Genomic DNA, 18,274 nt, shown 5'->3' with positions numbered 1-18,274 from the left:
GAGTGAGTCTAATCAATGCAATCCTGTTTAGTTCCCTTGAACCAAACGGCGTGCACTGATAATACCTGGTTGCTGCTCCAAACGAGCGAGCAAGCGAGACAATTGCGCCAAGCCTTTAACCTCAATCAACAATTTCATATTCGCAATACCATCTGCTTCTGAAATCGTATTGACTTGGCGAATATTGATTTGGTCAGAGAAAATCACTTGAGTCAAATCTTTGAGCAATCCACGACGATCATAGGCTTCCACAACGATTTGAACACTTTGCCCACGCGTTGGTTGCATTTCCCAATCCGCTTCGACTGCACGGTCAGGTTCTAACTTAATCATCCGCATATAATCAGGACAAGCAACTTTATGGATACTTACACCACGATTTAAGGTGATATAACCTGCAATCGACTCACCATGAACAGGTTGGCAACATTGCGCAATGTGCAATTCAACATTATCCAAACCATCAATTAAAATACCATGTGCAGACAACGTATGGCTTGCGCGTGGATTTAATGTAGGTTTCAGTACAAGTTCTGGTTCATCCTGATCCAAATGCATATGGCGGTTGACTTGATTAATCAACGCATGAAGACTGATATCACCACTGACCAGTGAAACCAAAATATCATCGCCAGATTTCACATTGAAGTGATTGCAGTAATCACTTAAATCAATACTTTTTGGATGAATCGCTAAACGTGAAAGCTCTTTATTTAACAACTCACGTCCAACTTCCAAGTTCTTACTACGATCTTGTTGTCTAAACCAATGACGAAGTTTATCTCGTGCACGAGCAGTCTTGATATAGCCCAATGAATTGACCAACCAATCACGGTTTGGCTCACGGTCTTTTTTGGTTAAAATCTCAACCTGTTCGCCCGTTTTCAAGGTATAAGTCAATGGTACATAACGTTGATTTACCCGTGCTGCATAGCACTTGTTACCAACTTCTGTATGCACATGATAGGCAAAATCAAGCACTGTAGAGCCACGGGGTAACTCTTTAATATCTCCATCACGGCTGAAGACATAGATCTTTTCAAAACCCTCAAAATCTTGGATTTGTTCAAAATCTTCAGTTTCATCTTCATTAGGATGCGCACTGGTTTCAGTACGTTCCTGATAATGTTCCAATACCGCACGTAAAGAATGTAGACGATGATTAAATGAATAATCTGTCGTTTTAGAACCTTCTTTATAATTGAAATGTGAACATACCCCAAGTTCCGCTTCTTCATGCATTTCTTTGGTACGAATTTGAATTTCCAAAGATTTGTTTTCAGCAATTACCGCCGTATGCAATGAGCGATAACCATTGGCTTTCGGATTGGTAATATAGTCATCAAATTGATGTGGGATATGACGCCAAATTTGATGAACGATGCCCAAGGCGTGATAACACTCAGCAACCGATTTGACCAATACCCGTAAAGCACGAATATCATAGAGCTGATCAAAGCTTAGGTTTTTACTCTTCATCTTCCGATAAATTGAGTAAATATGTTTCACCCGCCCTGATATTTCAGCTTCAATATCATGGTCAGCCAGTTCACTTTTAAGTTTTTCCACCACGAATTGAATATATTGCTCTCGTTCTAAACGCTTTTCATTCAGTAATGAGGCAATTTCTTTATAGCGTTCAGGTGCCAGATAACGGAAAGCGAGGTCTTCCAACTCCCACTTTAACTGAGCAATCCCCAGACGATGCGCCAATGGAGAGTAGATGGTTAAAATTTCTCGTGCGACACGCTCTTGGCGCTCTTTAGAAGAATGTGCCAATTCACGAAGCGCAAAAGTACGTTCAGCCAATTTAATCAACACCACACGCACATCTTCTGTGACAGAAATCAGCATCTTATAAATGCCTGTCAAATGCTCACGTTGATTGTTATTAAAATGGTCTTCTAAACGTTTATTTTTTTCAATCAGTTCAGACAGTTTACCCATTGCCAAAGTGCCTTTGACAAGATTGTAAACCTGTTCCCCACACTGCTGCTGAATTTCCTCTAAAGTGGTGAGATCTTCACGCACACTACGATAGAGTACTGCTGCTGCCAGTGTGTCTTCGTCTACATGCAAGTGTGCAAGAATATCCGCCATCCCAATACCTGTAGCAAAGGTATTGGTTCGTGAATTTACTGTGGTCGCCAATTCTTTTTGTAATACTAATTGTGCAACTTCTTCTAACTGTTTTAGTTCAGCACCGTCTAAAATTCCACGCACCCGATCTAGCCAAGTTGCTAGAGCTTGTTGCGCTTCATCGGCATGCTCTACAGTCGCTTCCTCTGATAGCTCATTGAGCTGATCAGGAAGTTGCTCACGTACTGTGACCATACCCTACTCCTCTAACTCTATATTTCATTATAAATCGTTTATCTCTAGTTTCTTTTCAAATAAAGCGATGGATTCAACATGTCCAGTATGTGTAAACATGTCCATTACACCTGCCTTTTTTAGCTGATAACCGTGTTGCACCAAAATCCCTGCATCCCTCGCTAAAGTCGCTGGATTACACGATACATAAACGATTCTTTTCGCACCAAATTTAGGGAGATAATGCATAACCTGCTCAGCTCCCGCACGAGGTGGATCAATCAATAATGCATCAAATCCTTGATTTGCCCAAGAATAATGCGAAAAGTCTTTTGTTAAATCTTGTGAATAGAATTTAACATTGCTGATACGATTGTTCAGTGCGTTTTCTGTACCACGCGTCACCATCGCCTCACTTCCCTCCACCGCAACCACTTTGCCTGTGTCACCCACACATTTTGCAAGCGGAAGAGAAAAATTACCTAATCCACAAAAAAGATCTAAAACTTTTTCACCTTGCTTTAACTCAAGCAAATCACATGCCAGTTTGACCATTTGCGGATTTACTGTCGGATTGACTTGGGTAAAATCGGTAGGATTAAACGCAAAATCAACATCAAAATCATTTAAGCGATAATGTAAATACATCGCTGCATCAACATCATCGACCCGATGGACACTTTCAACCCCTGCAGGTTGCAAATACAACTGCCATTGCTTCTGTAACGCATATTGTTGCAATAGGTTGACATCATGCTGTTTTAATTTTTCAGTATGGCGAACCAGTAAAGAAATTTCACAATCCCCTTTGGCTAATTCTATATGACCAATACTGCTTTTGCCTTTTAGACTTTCGAGTAATGCCTTAATTTCAGGTAAGGCTTGATCCAGTTGAAGGTCTAAGATTTTACAGGTCTGGATTTCAGTGAGATGGTTGCTTTGAGCTTCCCGAAAGCCCATCAATAATTTATTTTGTTTGGGCAAAAACCGTACACCAATCCGTGCTTTATGACGATAATCGACACGTGTAGAACGCAGTGGTGACAACCATTGCGCTGGTTCTAAACCTGCAAAATGACTGAGATGGGATTTTAACACATCCTGTTTTAAGCGAATTTGCTCATCAGGATGAATGTGTTGCATATTACATCCACCACAAGTCCCGAAATGCGGACAAATGGGTTCAATACGATAAGGGTTTGGCTCACTCAGTAATTCAATACTGTCAGCTTCTTCAAGTTTTGAAACCTGACGTGTGATTTGAGCTTTAACGGTTTCACCAGGCAATGCGTAGCGAATAAAAACTTTTTTACCTTGTTTTTCCGTTGGGTGGGAAAACTCTGCCCCGTAATGTGCAATCCCTCGCCCCTCATGTGACAATCGTTCAACTTTAAAAACATATTGAGGAAGTTGAGATGGTCGAGGTTTGGCTCTATGCTTCAAAGGAATACCTAATTGGGTGTGGAGGAAAAATCTGCCTGAGTAAATTCAGTAAGTTGTGACATTTCACGCCAAACATTTAAAAACTCATGTTGCTGAGGTTGTCCTTGTAAATAATGAATCGAAGCTTGAACCCACAAACGGTGATCTTGCAAAGTGAGCTGTCCTTTTAACAAGGACCAACGCAAATAAATCAACCAGGTATTTAAAACATCACCCTCGCAATAACTGGTCAATTTTAGCCATTGCTGGGTCTTCACATATTCAGGGACAAAATAACCTGAGATACCACGTTTGCCGGGATAACCTAGCAAATGCGCAACATCATCCAATTTCTGAAAATGACGCCCATTAAACATCGCCATCACATCCATTAAATCAACATGACGGTTGTGGTATCGGTTCTGGTAGTTATTATACCTTTTTTGCGTGTCAATCTCACCTTGATCGAACAAACTTGGTGCAGATAATCCGTGATACATTGAACGGAATAAAATCACAGGTAAATCAAACTGTGAGCCATTCCAACTCACCAAAGTCGGATGACGCTTATCAAAAATAGATAAAAATTTTTGTAAAATTTCGGCTTCGGTATAATGTTCACGGCTAAATGAAAAGAGCTTCATCGCCCCATTTTCATCAATCCATAAACCTGAAATGCAGACAATTTCATGCAAAGCCAAACGTTGAAAATCCATACCAGATTCTTGACGGCGCAACTTGGCAAGCGCTTGCTCTAAATCATCTTGAGCTAGGTCCAATCCATACAAATGCGCCCCAGATTTGAGATCTGTTAGGGTTTCAATATCAAAAACTAAAACAGGAAGACGCATATAACTTACTCAATTACTCTCTAGTGATCATGAAATCATGGATCGACTTAAAACCATTATTCATCATCTTCAACAGAGAATAAACCTGTAGATAAATAACGATCACCACGATCACACACGATACATACAATCACCGCATCTGGATTTTCTTCTGCAATTTTTACTGAAGCCCACACTGCCCCACCAGAAGATGTTCCTGCGCTAATACCTTCCTGACGTGCTAAACGGCGAGCCGTTTTTTCCGCTTCAATTTGCGGAATATCCATAATGTGATCAACACGCTTTGGATCAAAAATCGTCGGTAAATATTCTTGAGGCCAACGACGAATCCCTGCAATATTTGAACCTTCAGAAGGCTGCAAACCAATAATTTGAATCTCTGGATTTTGTTCTTTTAAATATTTTGAAATACCCATGATCGTGCCTGTAGTTCCCATAGAACTCACGAAGTGGGTAATTTTACCGCCTGTTTGTTGCCAAATTTCGGGACCGGTGGTCAGATAATGCGCTTCGACATTATCTGGATTACCAAATTGATTGAGAACCAAACCCAAACCTTCAGTTTGCATTTGTAGAGCCATATCTCGTGCAGCTTCCATATTCGGTGCTTCAATCAATTCTGCACCATAAGCACGCATCGCGTCCTTACGTTCCTGACTTGAATTCCCCGGCATGATTAACTTCATTTTATAACCACGCATGGCAGCCACCATTGCCAATGCAATCCCTGTATTTCCGCTTGTCGCTTCGATCAACGTATCGCCTGGCTTGATTTGACCACGTTGTTCAGCTTTCATAATCATGTTATATGCTGGGCGATCTTTTACCGAACCTGCAGGGTTATTCCCTTCCAGTTTAGCCAATACTGTTGCTTGAGTATGACTTGCCAAACGCTGTAGACGTACTAATGGTGTTTTCCCAACATAGTGATCTAACAAAAATTCGTCGGCTAAGAAATCAGGTTGTGTGTTACTCATGGACTGCACCTATATTGAGGTGGGCATATTGTATGAAAAAATAAATGTCACTGCACATCTTTCCATTTGATTTTTACGAGAATGATCAAACAAAACCCATTCTAAACAATTCAGTTAAAACCAGGAAAAAAATTGTTTATCCAATAAAATTAGATAGATATATAAAAAACATCAAGACTTAGAATTAGAAGTGATAAGGTTATCTATAAAACAGCATAGCTGGAACGTAATTTGCAAGATTTTTAATCATATTGTCATGCAGGATCATTAAAGCATGTTAATATCTTGCGCATGGTCAATGAGTTGCTGGAACCATGTCGAATTTCAATAAAAAGCTCTTTAAACGTTTAAAACTCAATCACGCTTATGGTCAACTCATCGCGTTAATTTTCGTGCCGATCATGATTTTGGCATGTGTGGGAACAGCGCTTGTACTTTCCGAAACATCTGCAGCTGCAAAGTCTAAACAACGCTTTCAAGCCATTGCAATATTGAGCCGTTATCAATACACCGCGGAACAACTCACCGCAGTGATGGAGAAAAGCCCACTACAGCACACCAAAGCTGAAAATATTTTACAAAAAATATTTAATGAAAAACATTTGCTCAGTGCGGCGATCTTAGATGGAAACAATGTCAATCATTTAAGTGTCGGTTATCAAAATCAGCGTGAATGGCCCAAAATACCTAAAACAGGAACATTTTTTGGACCTATTCATAATAAGTACAACAATATTTATGGAATCAAACTCAATCCAATCAATAATGCGCAAAATATGTGGTTAGTGATTGAATTAGATAATCAACCTTTAGAAATCTCACATTATCGCGTCATGATTGTTTTGATTACGACTGCGCTACTGACATTGCTTTTGCTTTTATTGTGTTTGAATTTTTATTCACGTCGCTGGATCGCCCCGATGTACGAAATTCGGATGCAATTACAACGTTTAAATGCCGATACTCTTGATCAACACATGGTGATAAACAGTACAGGTGAGTTACGTTTGTTACAACGTGACATTGCCAATGTGGTTAAACGACTGCATTTCAGCTTTTTAGAACTTAAAGAACATACTGAACAAACAGAAGATGATTTAAGACGTACTTTAGACACCTTAGAAGTTCAAAACATCACGTATAAACAAGCACGTGATCAGGCAATTTCTTCAAATCAGGCAAAATCCGTATTTCTTGCAAACATCAGCCATGAATTAAGAACACCATTGAACAGTATTGACGGTTTCATTCATCTAATGCTACGTCAGGATAATCTGAGCAATGATCAAAGTTTGTATTTACAAACCATTCGAAAATCTTCTGCGCATTTATTGGCATTGATTAATGATGTACTCGATTTTTCTAAAATTGATGCGGGTAAATTAGAGTTAGAAACAGCACCATTCGATCTTGAAGAAGCGATTTTCGATGTGATGGATATGTTGTCGCCATTAGCCGCGCAAAAACATATTGAAATGGCATTCTATTTTGCCGATAACGTGCCAAAACATGTGATTGGTGATGCCTTACGCTTTAAACAAGTCCTGACCAATTTAATTTCCAATGCGATTAAATTTACCCCTGATGGTGAAATTATTGTTCGTGCGCGTATGGAACATGATGATATTGGGCAATGCTTACTACATTTCAGCGTACAAGACAGTGGTATTGGGCTGAGTGGTACAGACCGTAAAAAACTATTTGAATCATTCTCGCAAGGTGACGCATCTGTTACTCGTCAATTTGGTGGTACAGGTTTAGGGTTGGCAATTTCTAAACAATTGGTTCACTTGATGCATGGTCAGATTGGTTTTGAAGATAATCAAGAGCGTGCGCCTACAGAAAAAGGCTCAACATTCTGGTTTACCGCGATGTTGACGACCAATGAAAATGAAGAGATTATCCATCCATCATTTAGAGATTTAAATGTGGTGTCCTTCTTGGCACACCCCGCCACAGCCAATGTTTTACGACACTATTTAGAAAATTATCAAGTTCAGCACACGGAGGCACAATCAATTTTAGATTTGTTCAGCCGTCTAAATAGCTTGGAAAAAAATATTGAAAATACATGGTTAATCGTTGATCACAGTGGCGATACAGAAGCCTTATTAAAAGAGATTCGTGGTCGCTATCAAGGGCATCTGGCTGTTTATGGTTATCAGATGTCGCTCGACCCGAATATGCTAAATGAATATATGGCGCGTCCATTGTATCAACCTCTTAGCCGTAGCTCAGTGATTCAATTACTCAGCAATAAACCGATCTTTGAGCAAGAACAACATAAAGACTTTAAAGGTCAAGATTTACATATCTTGGCGGTTGATGATCATTTACCGAACTTAATTGTACTGGAAGCACTCCTCGGTGAATTGAATGTAAAAACCACCAAGGCACAAAGTGGTCAAGAAGCGCTCACCATTATTCAACAAGCTGTTGAACAAGGTTCAAAACCATTCGATTTAATCTTTATGGACATTCAAATGCCTGTCATGTCAGGCATTGATACCACACGAGCGATTCGATCATTAGAATCGACTTTAGATGGCATGCGTATACCAATTATTGCCTTAACTGCTCATGCATTAGCAGATGAAAAACAGAAATTACTTAAAGTTGGCATGGATGACTATGTCACCAAACCGATTCAAATCGAACAAATTATTCAAATCTTAACCAATTGGACATCGGATAAATTTATCCAACATCAAACACCTGTTGAAAATACAATTTATATTGAGGCATTTGACACCGATATTCTCGATTGGAAACAAAGTCTTGCCCTCGCAGCCAACAAAGAGGATCTTGCACAAGATCTTTTAAAAATGCTGGTCGACAGTTTCCCAACTGAACTGGATGAAATTTCACAGCTGATCGAGCTTGAGGACTTCCCTCAGCTTGAACATGTATTACACCGTTTATATGGTGCGACCCGTTATGTTGGCACACCAAAATTGCAGAGAGTTACAGGTGATTTTGAACAATTTATCTCAACCTTACGCAAAGAACGTCGGAAGGCAGATGAGGCATTCATTCAGGATGTGATGCAACGTTTGGATGATTTGCAATTGGTGATTCATGAAGTCGAAACTGCGGCGCAGCAAATCTTAGTAAATTAATTTCTATATCAGTCGCCCATGATTACCAAGTAGGTATCATCGTCTGCTAGCGAATTTCTAATGTCGAATAAATGTAGAGATTAATCATTCATCTAAATGATGCTTAATTAAGGTTAGTATTCAGCATTGACTTCCGCTTTAACTTTCTGTGACTGTACTGTCATGTAACTCTTCCATCCACATGCTATGCTGATGACCAAGGAAAAATGAGTCAAGATCATGGCACTATTACATATAGAAAAAAACAATGGTATCGCTACAGTTACATTAAATCGCCCAGATAAACGCAACGCCATGAGCTTTGCTTTACTGCGTGAGCTCGTCAAAGTCGCAGAGAAAATTAAAAAAGATCGAAGCATTCGAGTAGTGGTTTTGACAGGCGCAGCCAATGTATTTAGTGCAGGGATTGATTTAGCTGATTTAAATAGTCCTAAAAATACTGCATTTGCAGCTTGGGAACTGATTAAACCGGGGCAAAGCCTGTTCCAAAAAGCATTCCTAATTTGGCAAGAATTGCCTGTTCCTGTCATCGCCGCCATTGAAGGATTTTGCTTTGGTGCGGGAATGCAACTGGCTTTAGCTGCTGATATTCGTATTGCACATCCAGAGACTAAAATGTCAATCATGGAAAGTCGTTGGGGGCTTGTACCAGATATGGGGCTTACACGTTCTATCAAAGGCGTAATCGGCATCGATTTAGCCAAAGAGCTTACACTGACTGCACGAATTTTTGATGGACATTATGCCAAAGAAATTGGTTTGGTTACGCATCTAAGCACCTCACCCTTAGAAAAAGCCCAAGCCATTGCTGAAGAAATGTTACAACGCTCTCCTGATGCATTGATGGCAGCCAAACGTGTTTTAGATGCCATGGAACACCAGCCTAAAAAAGCGCTACGCTTAGAAAAGATTTGGCAGTTAAAATTACTTCTAGGAAAAAACAGTCAAATTGCGCGTAAAAAAGACAAGAATCCTGAAGTACAATTCTTACCACGCCAATATAAATAGTTTAAAAAACATTTCTGTACAAGGCTTGGGAACAATAAGATGAATTTTGATCGTAACAGTAAAATTGCATTTCTTGGTATGGGCTTGATGGGAAGTCGCATGGCAGCTCGATTAATTCAGGCTGGATTTGATGTGGCAGTATGGAATCGCACAGCAACAGCATGTGAACCCCTGATTGATATGGGTGCGCATACTCTAGAGTTCGGGCAAATTGCAGACTACCCCATTATTTTGACCTGCCTCGCGGATGACCAAGCCGTTCAACAGGTTTACCAACACATTGAACCTTACTTACGCGCTCAACAAGTTATTGTGGATTTTTCAAGTTTATCTGTGGCAGTCACCAAACAACTTGCAAGTCAGGCGGCAAACAAACAGGTGATTTGGATTGACTCACCTGTTTCGGGTGGTACGGCAGGTGCAGAAAATGGTACGTTAGTGATTTTCGCAGGGGGGCATCGCGAAACCATCCAAGACTTGAGTTTGGTTTATAACGTTCTTTCGCAAAGAGTGACTTGCATGGGGGAAACAGGCACAGGACAAGCAACCAAAATATGTAATCAATTGATCGTTGCTGCAAACAGTACACTGATTGCGGAAGCCGTTGCACTTGCTGGTCAGGCAGGTGTTGATACTACTCTGCTTGCACCTGCATTAGCCGGTGGATTTGCAGACTCTAAACCCTTTCAAATTCTTACGCCACGTATGGCGAGTCATACCTTTGAACCCGTACAATGGAAAGTGCAAACCTTATCCAAAGATCTCAATAATGCCGTTCAATTAGCCCAACAATTTGGTTTAGACATTCCTGTTGCTCAACGCGCCTTAGACCAGTTGCACAGCCACCAAAGCCGGGGTTTTGCAGAAGCAGATCTTGCTACAGTCATTCACCAAGTCGAGAAAATTTAAGCATATAGGTGGTTTATTTCATACAGAAATAAGTTGAAAAATAATCTATTGCCGTCTACATTGAAGATAAAAGCCAAGAAGAGCACGGAAGATTGCCATGACTAAACTCGCAGTAAACCTATCGATGATTTTTACTGAAGTTCCACTCATTGAACGCTTTGCTTTGGCACATCGCCACGGCTTTCAACATGTAGAAATTCAATTTCCCTATGAATTGAGTATTGAAGAAATTCAAGCACAATTGGAACAATATGATTTACATATCTGTCTCATCAACGCACCTGCCGGGGATTTGATGCAAGGCGGTAATGGACTTGCAGGCGTACCCGGTAAAGAACTTGAGTTTCACCAAGCTTTAGAACAAGCACTCGAGTATGCCGATGCACTGAATGTTCCAAACATCAATATATTGGCAGGTAAACAACCTGAAGATGCAGATTTACTGCCATGTTTAAACACTTTGGCAAACAACCTCAAACTTGCTTGCCATATGTTGTCTGAATACGACATTCAACCAGTTTTTGAAATGATCAATGGAACAGACATGCCTCGCTTTCTAGTGCAAAATATTGCCCAAGCCCAAGAAATGTTAGAAGCGGTGCAACACCCTGCTTTAAAAATGCAGTTTGACTGTTACCATATGGCAATGATGGGTGAAGATGTTCTTCAAGCTTTGCAAGAAAATATTGACTGGATTGGGCATATTCAATTTGCAGATTGCCCAGGGCGACACGAACCAGACACTGCGCAGATTGATTATTCATCCATTTTTTCATGGTTAAAACAAAGTCATTACACAGGTTTCATTGCGGCAGAATACAAGCCACAATCTCATTCGAATCAATCTTTTGCATGGAAAGAAAAATACTTTTCAAACAATCATAGCTATTAATTGAAGAATATCTTGCATCATTATTGGCATTGAATAATTGTATTTTTTAGCCAAAAGCGCTATATTAGAAGATGAGATATTTTCTGGAAAATATACCTTATATGAATTTAGAACCATCGCCCAGCGCTTCTAATTCTCACGAACTTGCAATGAACACTCAAAATCAAGACGTACAGACCTGTTTAAATGTCGTACAAGAAGCTCTACTTGATGTAAAAGCCAAAGATATTATTCAACTTGATGTAAGCAAAATCAGTAACGTAGCAGATGCTATTGTTATTGCGAGCGGAACATCAACTCGTCATGTTAAAGCCCTTGCTGATAATGTTGCTGATGAAGCACGTAAAGCAGGTTTTCGCCCAATTGGTGTTGAGGGTGAAAGAGATGCTGAATGGATCCTTATTGATCTCGGTGTTGTGGTTGTGCATGTAATGCTTCCAACAGCACGTAAATTTTACGATTTAGAAAGTTTATGGCGTGCAACACCTGAAAGTGTAGCCTAAACTTTTTCTGAACTTGTAAAAATAGAAAAAGCGACTTTATGTCGCTTTTTTTGCATCTATAACCTTCATTAATAAGCGCTAGTCGATCTATTAAAGTCCATAAGATACTATAAATTTTTTCTTGATCTCTCACATCAATGCAATGAATCTATCATCAAATGATCTAAAGCGTTCATTGTCACACTTTAGCTCTAAAGTTTAAATAAATTTGCTTAGGCAATATCTTACTTTGCTTCACCCATTTTTTGCTTTACTCTTTTTTGGCTTTACTCATTTTTTAACCACATTCTTGAGCAGCAAACACAATTAAGCTTTGCTTTTGTTCATATACTCTGTTTGACGTTACAATATCTAAATCTAAGTCGCTTCACCATAGAAAGATTATCTATGATTTAAAAGTACGCAATAAATGAATCACTTATGATTTTAGCAATCTTTATAAAAGTATAAAGTCGATTGAATATGAATGATTGAAATCAAATCATGCATATCAATGATCAGGCAGTTTGAGCATAAGGATCTTAAATCTGAGCTTTAAATCTTGAATTGATGCTACAAATCAACTTAAAAACTAGGAATGCAACGCCAAAGCTCCAAATAAAATTCACACCAATTCCCATAATTTGATCCAGTACACTGGCTCTATGGGTGAGTTGAATGTTTGGATTATTGCTCAATGATACTGCCAAAGTTCCCCAAATGCCGCATATTCCATGTACCACGACAACTTCGCGAATATGTTTTGAAGCGATCCAACGGGTCAACAAATGAGGAAGATAGTTTGTCAGTGCACCTGAAACCAAACCAATAATCAATGCTGATGAAAAGCCCACCAAACCACAACTAGCGGTAATTGCAACCAGACCACCTAATGCAGCTTTGATCAATTCAGCCCATGAAATGATTTTATTATTCATCAACAAAGTTAAAGCCCAAGAAGCCAGCATTGCACCAAATAAAGCGGCAAAAGCATTGACGACAATCAAACCAATATCAATACGGTATGTCGAAATATAAACAATATTTAAGCCCGACCACGCTAACCAAAGAATAAAACCCGCCAAAGCCAAGGATAAAATTTTGTAATCTTCAAAGATTAAGTCTTTCTTAGAAATTTCTTGCTTATCATTTGATTTGGAGGTGAAATATCCCGCCAAGACAATCCATGCCGCAGTTGAATGCACTACAGTTGAGCCAGCAAAATCAATAAAACCTAAGGCTTTTAACCAACCACCACCAAAAGCAATATTTCCCCAAACCCAACTACTGAAAAATGGAAAAATAACCCCTGCGATCATAAAGCCGACAATCCAGTTGACCCATAAAGAAGTTCTATTTGGAATAACCCTTCCAACGACAGTGGTTATCGTCGTTGCCATCAGCATATAGAAAAACAAAAGATTCCAATGCCACCCCCGTAACATGGCACTAAGATAATTGACTGAATCCACCACATCAGCATGAAATATTTTGGAACACACTAAACTAAAAAACAGTGTGCCTAAAATCGCTGAAATATAATTCACAATCAGTGCATAAACGGATTTTTGGGTATTTTCATAACCACCTTCAACAACAGCAAAACCTGCTTGCATCAAGATGACAAATACACCGCCAAGGAATAGAAGTTTATAATTTGTAATAAGATTAAAAGCAGCAATGTCACTTTCTATCGCGGAAGCAAATGCAAAATTTGGGCAAACAAATATGAGAAAAATTAAACTGAGGAGATATTTTAATTGCACACATTGACCCTAATGTATTGATCATTTATTACTCTAAATTCACAATAATTAATATTTCAGAGACTTGCTTTTGATTTAATTTATCAAGTATAGAGAATTTCCAGAATAAATAAACTCTTTTTTAAGAAATTATCACGACTTATCGGCTTGAGGATCTTTATATATTTTAGATGATATTGATAATATTCAATTTGCTTGGTGATTTGCAAAAACCAGTCCTTGACTCACACAAACAAACATCAAAATTTCTGTCTATAATGCAGTGTATATTCAAGAAAATAGATGTATTCCTCTTATTCAACCATTCAATTGAGTCAGTGCTTTTGAGTCGTATTTTAATCATGCTGAATAATTTCAATTTGTGGAAAAGCAAAACCTTTGCAGGATAATTCTGAACGCCACGCAACCGTAAGCATGACCCGACTGAGATTAAAATTCTGATAGGCAAAACTGCCTAATAATGGATGAGTACATAATCCCCCATCATTTATACGATGCACATGCGTATTAAGCTCATTTAAACTTAAACGAATCCCCAAGCCCGAAGCTTTTAAAATCGCTTCTTTGGTTGTCCAGACTTTAAACCAAAATACTGGATCAAAATCTAACGACTGCCAAGTCTGATATTCTTCAGGATGAAAAGCATGTTTTGCCAGTGCTTCAAAACGCACTTTACGATCTAAATCTTCGACATCCACCCCTAAATCATGCATGTGTTGGCTACTTGCCAATGCATAATGTTGCTGGCTGTGCGAATGATTCACGTGAAACTTTGGATAATCAATTAAGTATGGTTTGCCAAATTCAGTCTGAGCAAAACTGGGGTTTGTGATTTCTTTGCATAACAAATCAGAGATCAATTGATTACGGTATGCATAAATAGCATGTTTGAGTTCTTGAATTTGGCTTTTACGATCAGGTGATTGAAAAGTGGGAAGAATATTTTGAATAGAATTAAGGTCAAGCCGAATAGTACGATTCACAATATATTCCAAAGATTTTTTCTTAGTTTAAATCAAAAAAACCCAAAGATCACTTTGGGTTTTTATCAACATAGAGGACTGTATTAACGGCTAAATTTTTTCTCAGCCTTTTTAAACTTTTGAATATAACGACGGCGACGTGCTGCTGTACGTTCATCCACTTGGGTTTTACGCCCTTCGAATGGGTTTTCTGAAGTTTTAAAGTCAATACGAACAGGTGTTCCTTCAAGCTTATAGACTTTACGGAAAACATTTTCAAGATAACGGCGATAATCTGCTGGTGTCTTATCCACTTTGTTACCGTGAATCACAATCGTTGGTGGATTTTGCCCACCCATATGCGCATAACGCATTTTAATGCGTTTACCACTAATCATTGGTGGTTGATGTGCATCAGTCGCATCATTCAAAATTTGAGTCAATTTTGCAGGTGAGACTTTCAAATGAGAAGAATCATAAGCACGATGGATAGATGGATAAAGCTCCCCCACACCTGTGCCATGCAAAGCAGAAATTAAATGGATTTTTGCCCAAGGAATAAAATCAAAACGACGTTCAACATCTAATTTACATTGTTTCCGGTCATATTCGGTCATGTTATCCCATTTATTAATGGCAATTACCATCGCACGACCAGCTTCAAGTGCATAACCAATTAAATGCAAATCTTGTTCAACAATCCCTTCACGCGCATCAACCACCACCACAACAACATGTGCATCTTTCATGGCTTGTAGCGTTTTCACAACTGAGAATTTCTCAATCATTTCATCTACTTTACCTTTACGGCGCACCCCTGCCGTATCAATCAAGGTATATTTGCGCCCATCACGTTCAAAAGGAATATAGATTGAATCTCGCGTTGTACCTGGTTGGTCAAAAGCCACCACACGCTCTTCACCCAATAAACGGTTGACCAGTGTTGATTTACCCACATTTGGGCGACCAATAATTGCTAAGCGTAAACCTGTGGCTTGATCATGCTCATCTTCATTTTCATCTTCAGGAATATCCGTTAGGACGTCTTCAAGCATTTGTTGAACACCACGCCCATGACTTGCAGCCACTTGCAAAGGCTCGCCCATGCCCAACTTATAGAATTCAACTAAAGCAGCTTCCGCATGGACACCATCGACTTTATTGGCAACCAAATACACTTTTTTGCCAAGCGTACGTAACTCGCGTGCAATCTGCTCATCTGAAGCCAATAAACCTGCGCGCGCATCCACGACAAAAATAATAATATCCGCTTCATTTATCGCAGTTTTTGATTGTTCTGCCATATATGAATCGATACCGCCTTCATTTTCACCAATACCCCCAGTATCGACAACAATGAAAGATTTATTTTGATACGTTGCATCACCATATTTGCGGTCACGGGTTAGACCTGCAAAGTCAGCAACAAGTGCATCACGGCTCTTGGTAATCTGGTTGAATAACGTTGATTTGCCGACGTTTGGACGACCAATGAGCGCAATTACGGGTTTCATAAAATAACCTTTATTCAAGATCAGCCAGTATGACTGGTCTGAACATCAGAAATGTATAGGAAGAAAAGTAGGAAAAACCTAAAATAAAAACACGGGGTATTGATTTGCAATCACCCCGTGCATGAAATTCTTACGGATGGCTCTATTTTAGCACAAGACTAAAAAAATAGAGAATCCTAATCAGTTAACGACTTTGCCAAATACTTAAAGCACCTTTACGTGTCGAAACATAGAGCTGATTATCAATCACTCTTAAGGTACGGACTTCACCACTGGTTTTAGCGCGTCCCAGTGTAGTTCCACTGTTGAGATCAATTTGATGCAAATAACCATCCAAATCACCAACGACAAGATTTGAGCCGAGTAGCACAGGATTACTCAGGTTACGATTTAGCAATTGCTCATTTTTCCAGATTTCTTGCCCAGTAATCAAATCATACGCAATAATTTGACCGTCTGTTTGTGACACGATGACTTTACCATCTGTCACTTCTGGACGATTGATACTGCTTGAATTTTCACTCCACAAAATACGTTGTGTCGCTAAATCAAGCACAGTAACTTGCCCTTGAAAACTTGTTGTTACGACATACTGCCCAGAAACCACAGGTTCACTATCAACATCAATTAAACGTTGAATATCCGAACGCCCTTCTGAAACGGCAACGCGACGTTGTAAGCGAGGCACACCTGCAAGACTATCAATTGCGAAAAGGTAGCCTGTAGATGTTCCTATAAGCACTGTACGCGGATCCAAACTTACTGGGGCAGCTTGACCACGTAAGCTCAACGAAGCATTTGGTAATTTGTAGGTCCAGACTTGTTGACCTGACTCAACATCTAACGCATAGACAGTGCCATCATTTGCAACCACGATTACTCGACCAGATTGGATCAATGCTGAACTAATGATTGCGCCCGATAACTGTGTAGACCATTTGGTTGCACCCGTAGCTTGATCTAAAGCAAAGATGCGCCCTTTTTGATTGCCCACAATCACCACACCGTCAGCAGCTTCAACACCTGAGCTTAGACCTTCTTTGGTCACTTTAGCTTCCCATAGGCGTTGTTTGCCTTTATAGGCTGACACCTCACCTTTTGGATCTAAAGCAAATACGACACCATTGTCCGTATCCAAACGAAGACGCAGTGCATCTTCACTGCTGGTCGACGAAACACTGGTCGAAAAAACTTGAACCAAGCTTGATGCTTGTGCAACTTTAGGGAGTGGATTCGGCTTAATCTTAACTTCTTTCGTCTTATTGCTTGAACAGCCGATTAAAGCGATTGATAAGATTGCTAAAGCAAAAGGTATTTTAAAGTTTCTATCCATTAAGACTCATCCACTTGTGTTGCTAAAATTGGGCGCTCAAGATCAGGATCTTCTACTAATACGCCAACACTTTCGAGTTTAATTTGTAAAATTTGTCGTTCTTGCTTACGCTCAACAACTGCATTCCATGCTGCTTGATACGATTTTTTGGCATTTTCAGTATCATTTTTTGCTACATAAATGTCGCCTTTCATCTCATCAGCACTGGCTTGAAATGCAGGATCATTCACAGCTGACAAGGTTTTTAAAGCATCATCAAACTTTTTTTGCGCCAATTGCGCATCAGCCAATTTGATTTTTACAACTTGTAACAAACCAGCATCTTTAATTTTGGAATTTTCGACTTTTTTCAACTCACGCTCAGCCAAGGCATAATCATTTTTATCATAAGCAAGTTTTGCCATGATAATTTGAGCCTGAATCGCCTGCACTGAATCTGGATTGTCTTTCACAATTTTATCTGCGGATGACACCAATGCAGCCGTGACTTTGGCATCACCATTGGCTGCTCTTGCCTCATCCATCAATTGTTGAATTTTAGCTGTTTGGTTTTGATTTTCAGCTAAAGTTTTCTTTTGCCAATATTCCCAACCGAAAAAGGCAATCAATGCAATGAGCACACCAGTGACCATAGCCGAGCCATATTTTTTAAAGAATGACTTCACACTATCCAGTTGTTCTTCATCAGTCATTGCGCTCATTTGACTCCCCTTTTCCTTATGATTA

Annotated in this window: 14 protein-coding genes; 5 read left to right on the top strand and 9 right to left on the bottom strand. The window is 39.5% G+C overall.

Annotated elements, in window-relative coordinates; all coding sequences use genetic code 11:
* Positions 1-27 precede the first annotated feature (27 nt).
* From AC1Z3T_RS11860 to cysM, 4 genes are read right to left on the bottom strand one after another with little or no spacing between them, the layout of a single operon-like run.
* Complete coding sequence (locus tag AC1Z3T_RS11860) at positions 28-2,334, bottom strand: RelA/SpoT family protein (RefSeq protein WP_004824987.1); 2,307 nt, start codon at positions 2,332-2,334, stop codon at positions 28-30.
* 27 nt (positions 2,335-2,361) lie between these two features.
* Entirely contained in the window at positions 2,362-3,756 is a 1,395-nt protein-coding gene (gene rlmD, locus AC1Z3T_RS11855; protein ID WP_004824989.1) for a 23S rRNA (uracil(1939)-C(5))-methyltransferase RlmD, read from the bottom strand.
* A gap of 8 nt (positions 3,757-3,764) precedes the next feature.
* Positions 3,765-4,586: a 3'-5' exonuclease gene (locus tag AC1Z3T_RS11850; protein WP_100884487.1), complete on the bottom strand. Its 822-nt coding sequence runs from the start codon at positions 4,584-4,586 to the stop codon at positions 3,765-3,767.
* Between the two features lie 56 nt (positions 4,587-4,642).
* Positions 4,643-5,563, bottom strand: a complete 921-nt coding sequence (cysM, locus tag AC1Z3T_RS11845) for a cysteine synthase CysM (RefSeq protein ID WP_100884486.1) — start codon at positions 5,561-5,563, stop codon at positions 4,643-4,645.
* A gap of 314 nt (positions 5,564-5,877) precedes the next feature.
* Between cysM and AC1Z3T_RS11840 the strand changes: the two genes are divergently transcribed.
* The 5 genes from AC1Z3T_RS11840 (at position 5,878) to rsfS (ending at position 11,994) form a co-directional block, all read left to right on the top strand.
* Entirely contained in the window at positions 5,878-8,682 is a 2,805-nt protein-coding gene (locus tag AC1Z3T_RS11840; RefSeq protein WP_483396669.1) for a GacS-like sensor histidine kinase, read from the top strand.
* A gap of 219 nt (positions 8,683-8,901) precedes the next feature.
* On the top strand, positions 8,902-9,690 hold the full coding sequence (locus AC1Z3T_RS11835; RefSeq protein WP_004824993.1) for a crotonase/enoyl-CoA hydratase family protein: 789 nt from the start codon (positions 8,902-8,904) through the stop codon (positions 9,688-9,690).
* Between the two features lie 39 nt (positions 9,691-9,729).
* Positions 9,730-10,599 carry an NAD(P)-dependent oxidoreductase gene (locus AC1Z3T_RS11830; protein WP_100884485.1) on the top strand — a complete coding sequence of 290 codons (870 nt, stop codon included), beginning with the start codon at positions 9,730-9,732 and terminating at the stop codon, positions 10,597-10,599.
* 97 nt (positions 10,600-10,696) lie between these two features.
* Positions 10,697-11,491 carry a hydroxypyruvate isomerase family protein gene (locus AC1Z3T_RS11825; protein ID WP_100884484.1) on the top strand — a complete coding sequence of 265 codons (795 nt, stop codon included), beginning with the start codon at positions 10,697-10,699 and terminating at the stop codon, positions 11,489-11,491.
* Between the two features lie 101 nt (positions 11,492-11,592).
* Positions 11,593-11,994: a ribosome silencing factor gene (gene rsfS, locus AC1Z3T_RS11820; RefSeq protein WP_009584388.1), complete on the top strand. Its 402-nt coding sequence runs from the start codon at positions 11,593-11,595 to the stop codon at positions 11,992-11,994.
* Positions 11,995-12,515: 521 nt separating this feature from the next.
* On the opposite strand, the gene AC1Z3T_RS11815 is transcribed toward rsfS, so the two are convergent.
* The 5 genes from AC1Z3T_RS11815 to AC1Z3T_RS11795 form a co-directional block, all read right to left on the bottom strand.
* The gene (locus AC1Z3T_RS11815) at positions 12,516-13,739 is read right to left on the bottom strand and encodes an ammonium transporter (protein WP_058971802.1); all 1,224 of its coding nucleotides are present in this window, start codon (positions 13,737-13,739) and stop codon (positions 12,516-12,518) included.
* Positions 13,740-14,074: 335 nt separating this feature from the next.
* The gene (locus AC1Z3T_RS11810) at positions 14,075-14,722 is read right to left on the bottom strand and encodes a 4'-phosphopantetheinyl transferase family protein (protein WP_046759951.1); all 648 of its coding nucleotides are present in this window, start codon (positions 14,720-14,722) and stop codon (positions 14,075-14,077) included.
* A gap of 83 nt (positions 14,723-14,805) precedes the next feature.
* Positions 14,806-16,215, bottom strand: coding sequence for a ribosome biogenesis GTPase Der (gene der, locus AC1Z3T_RS11805; protein WP_004825001.1), 1,410 nt, complete (start codon positions 16,213-16,215; stop codon positions 14,806-14,808).
* 184 nt (positions 16,216-16,399) lie between these two features.
* Complete coding sequence (gene bamB, locus AC1Z3T_RS11800; RefSeq protein WP_100884483.1) at positions 16,400-17,548, bottom strand: outer membrane protein assembly factor BamB; 1,149 nt, start codon at positions 17,546-17,548, stop codon at positions 16,400-16,402.
* On the bottom strand, positions 17,548-18,249 hold the full coding sequence (locus AC1Z3T_RS11795; protein WP_004825005.1) for a YfgM family protein: 702 nt from the start codon (positions 18,247-18,249) through the stop codon (positions 17,548-17,550). Before AC1Z3T_RS11795 ends, bamB begins: the two co-directional genes overlap by 1 nt.
* Between the last annotated feature and the right edge of the window lie 25 nt (positions 18,250-18,274).

The sequence above is a fragment of the Acinetobacter sp. B-6 genome (assembly GCF_056930735.1).
Note: the sequence above shows the minus strand (reverse complement) of the source record. Positions and strands in the feature narration are given on the sequence as shown.

Excerpts from the sequence above, each read along its gene's own strand:
- rsfS (WP_009584388.1), top strand. The coding sequence starts at position 11,593 with ATGAATTTAGAACCATCGCCCAGCGCTTCTAATTCTCACGAACTTGCA.
- der (WP_004825001.1), bottom strand. The coding sequence starts at position 16,215 with ATGAAACCCGTAATTGCGCTCATTGGTCGTCCAAACGTCGGCAAATCA.
- AC1Z3T_RS11860 (WP_004824987.1), bottom strand. The coding sequence starts at position 2,334 with ATGGTCACAGTACGTGAGCAACTTCCTGATCAGCTCAATGAGCTATCA.
- AC1Z3T_RS11825 (WP_100884484.1), top strand. The coding sequence starts at position 10,697 with ATGACTAAACTCGCAGTAAACCTATCGATGATTTTTACTGAAGTTCCA.
- AC1Z3T_RS11795 (WP_004825005.1), bottom strand. The coding sequence starts at position 18,249 with ATGAGCGCAATGACTGATGAAGAACAACTGGATAGTGTGAAGTCATTC.
- bamB (WP_100884483.1), bottom strand. The coding sequence starts at position 17,548 with ATGGATAGAAACTTTAAAATACCTTTTGCTTTAGCAATCTTATCAATC.
- AC1Z3T_RS11835 (WP_004824993.1), top strand. The coding sequence starts at position 8,902 with ATGGCACTATTACATATAGAAAAAAACAATGGTATCGCTACAGTTACA.
- AC1Z3T_RS11830 (WP_100884485.1), top strand. The coding sequence starts at position 9,730 with ATGAATTTTGATCGTAACAGTAAAATTGCATTTCTTGGTATGGGCTTG.
- AC1Z3T_RS11840 (WP_483396669.1), top strand. The coding sequence starts at position 5,878 with ATGTCGAATTTCAATAAAAAGCTCTTTAAACGTTTAAAACTCAATCAC.
- cysM (WP_100884486.1), bottom strand. The coding sequence starts at position 5,563 with ATGAGTAACACACAACCTGATTTCTTAGCCGACGAATTTTTGTTAGAT.
- AC1Z3T_RS11850 (WP_100884487.1), bottom strand. The coding sequence starts at position 4,586 with ATGCGTCTTCCTGTTTTAGTTTTTGATATTGAAACCCTAACAGATCTC.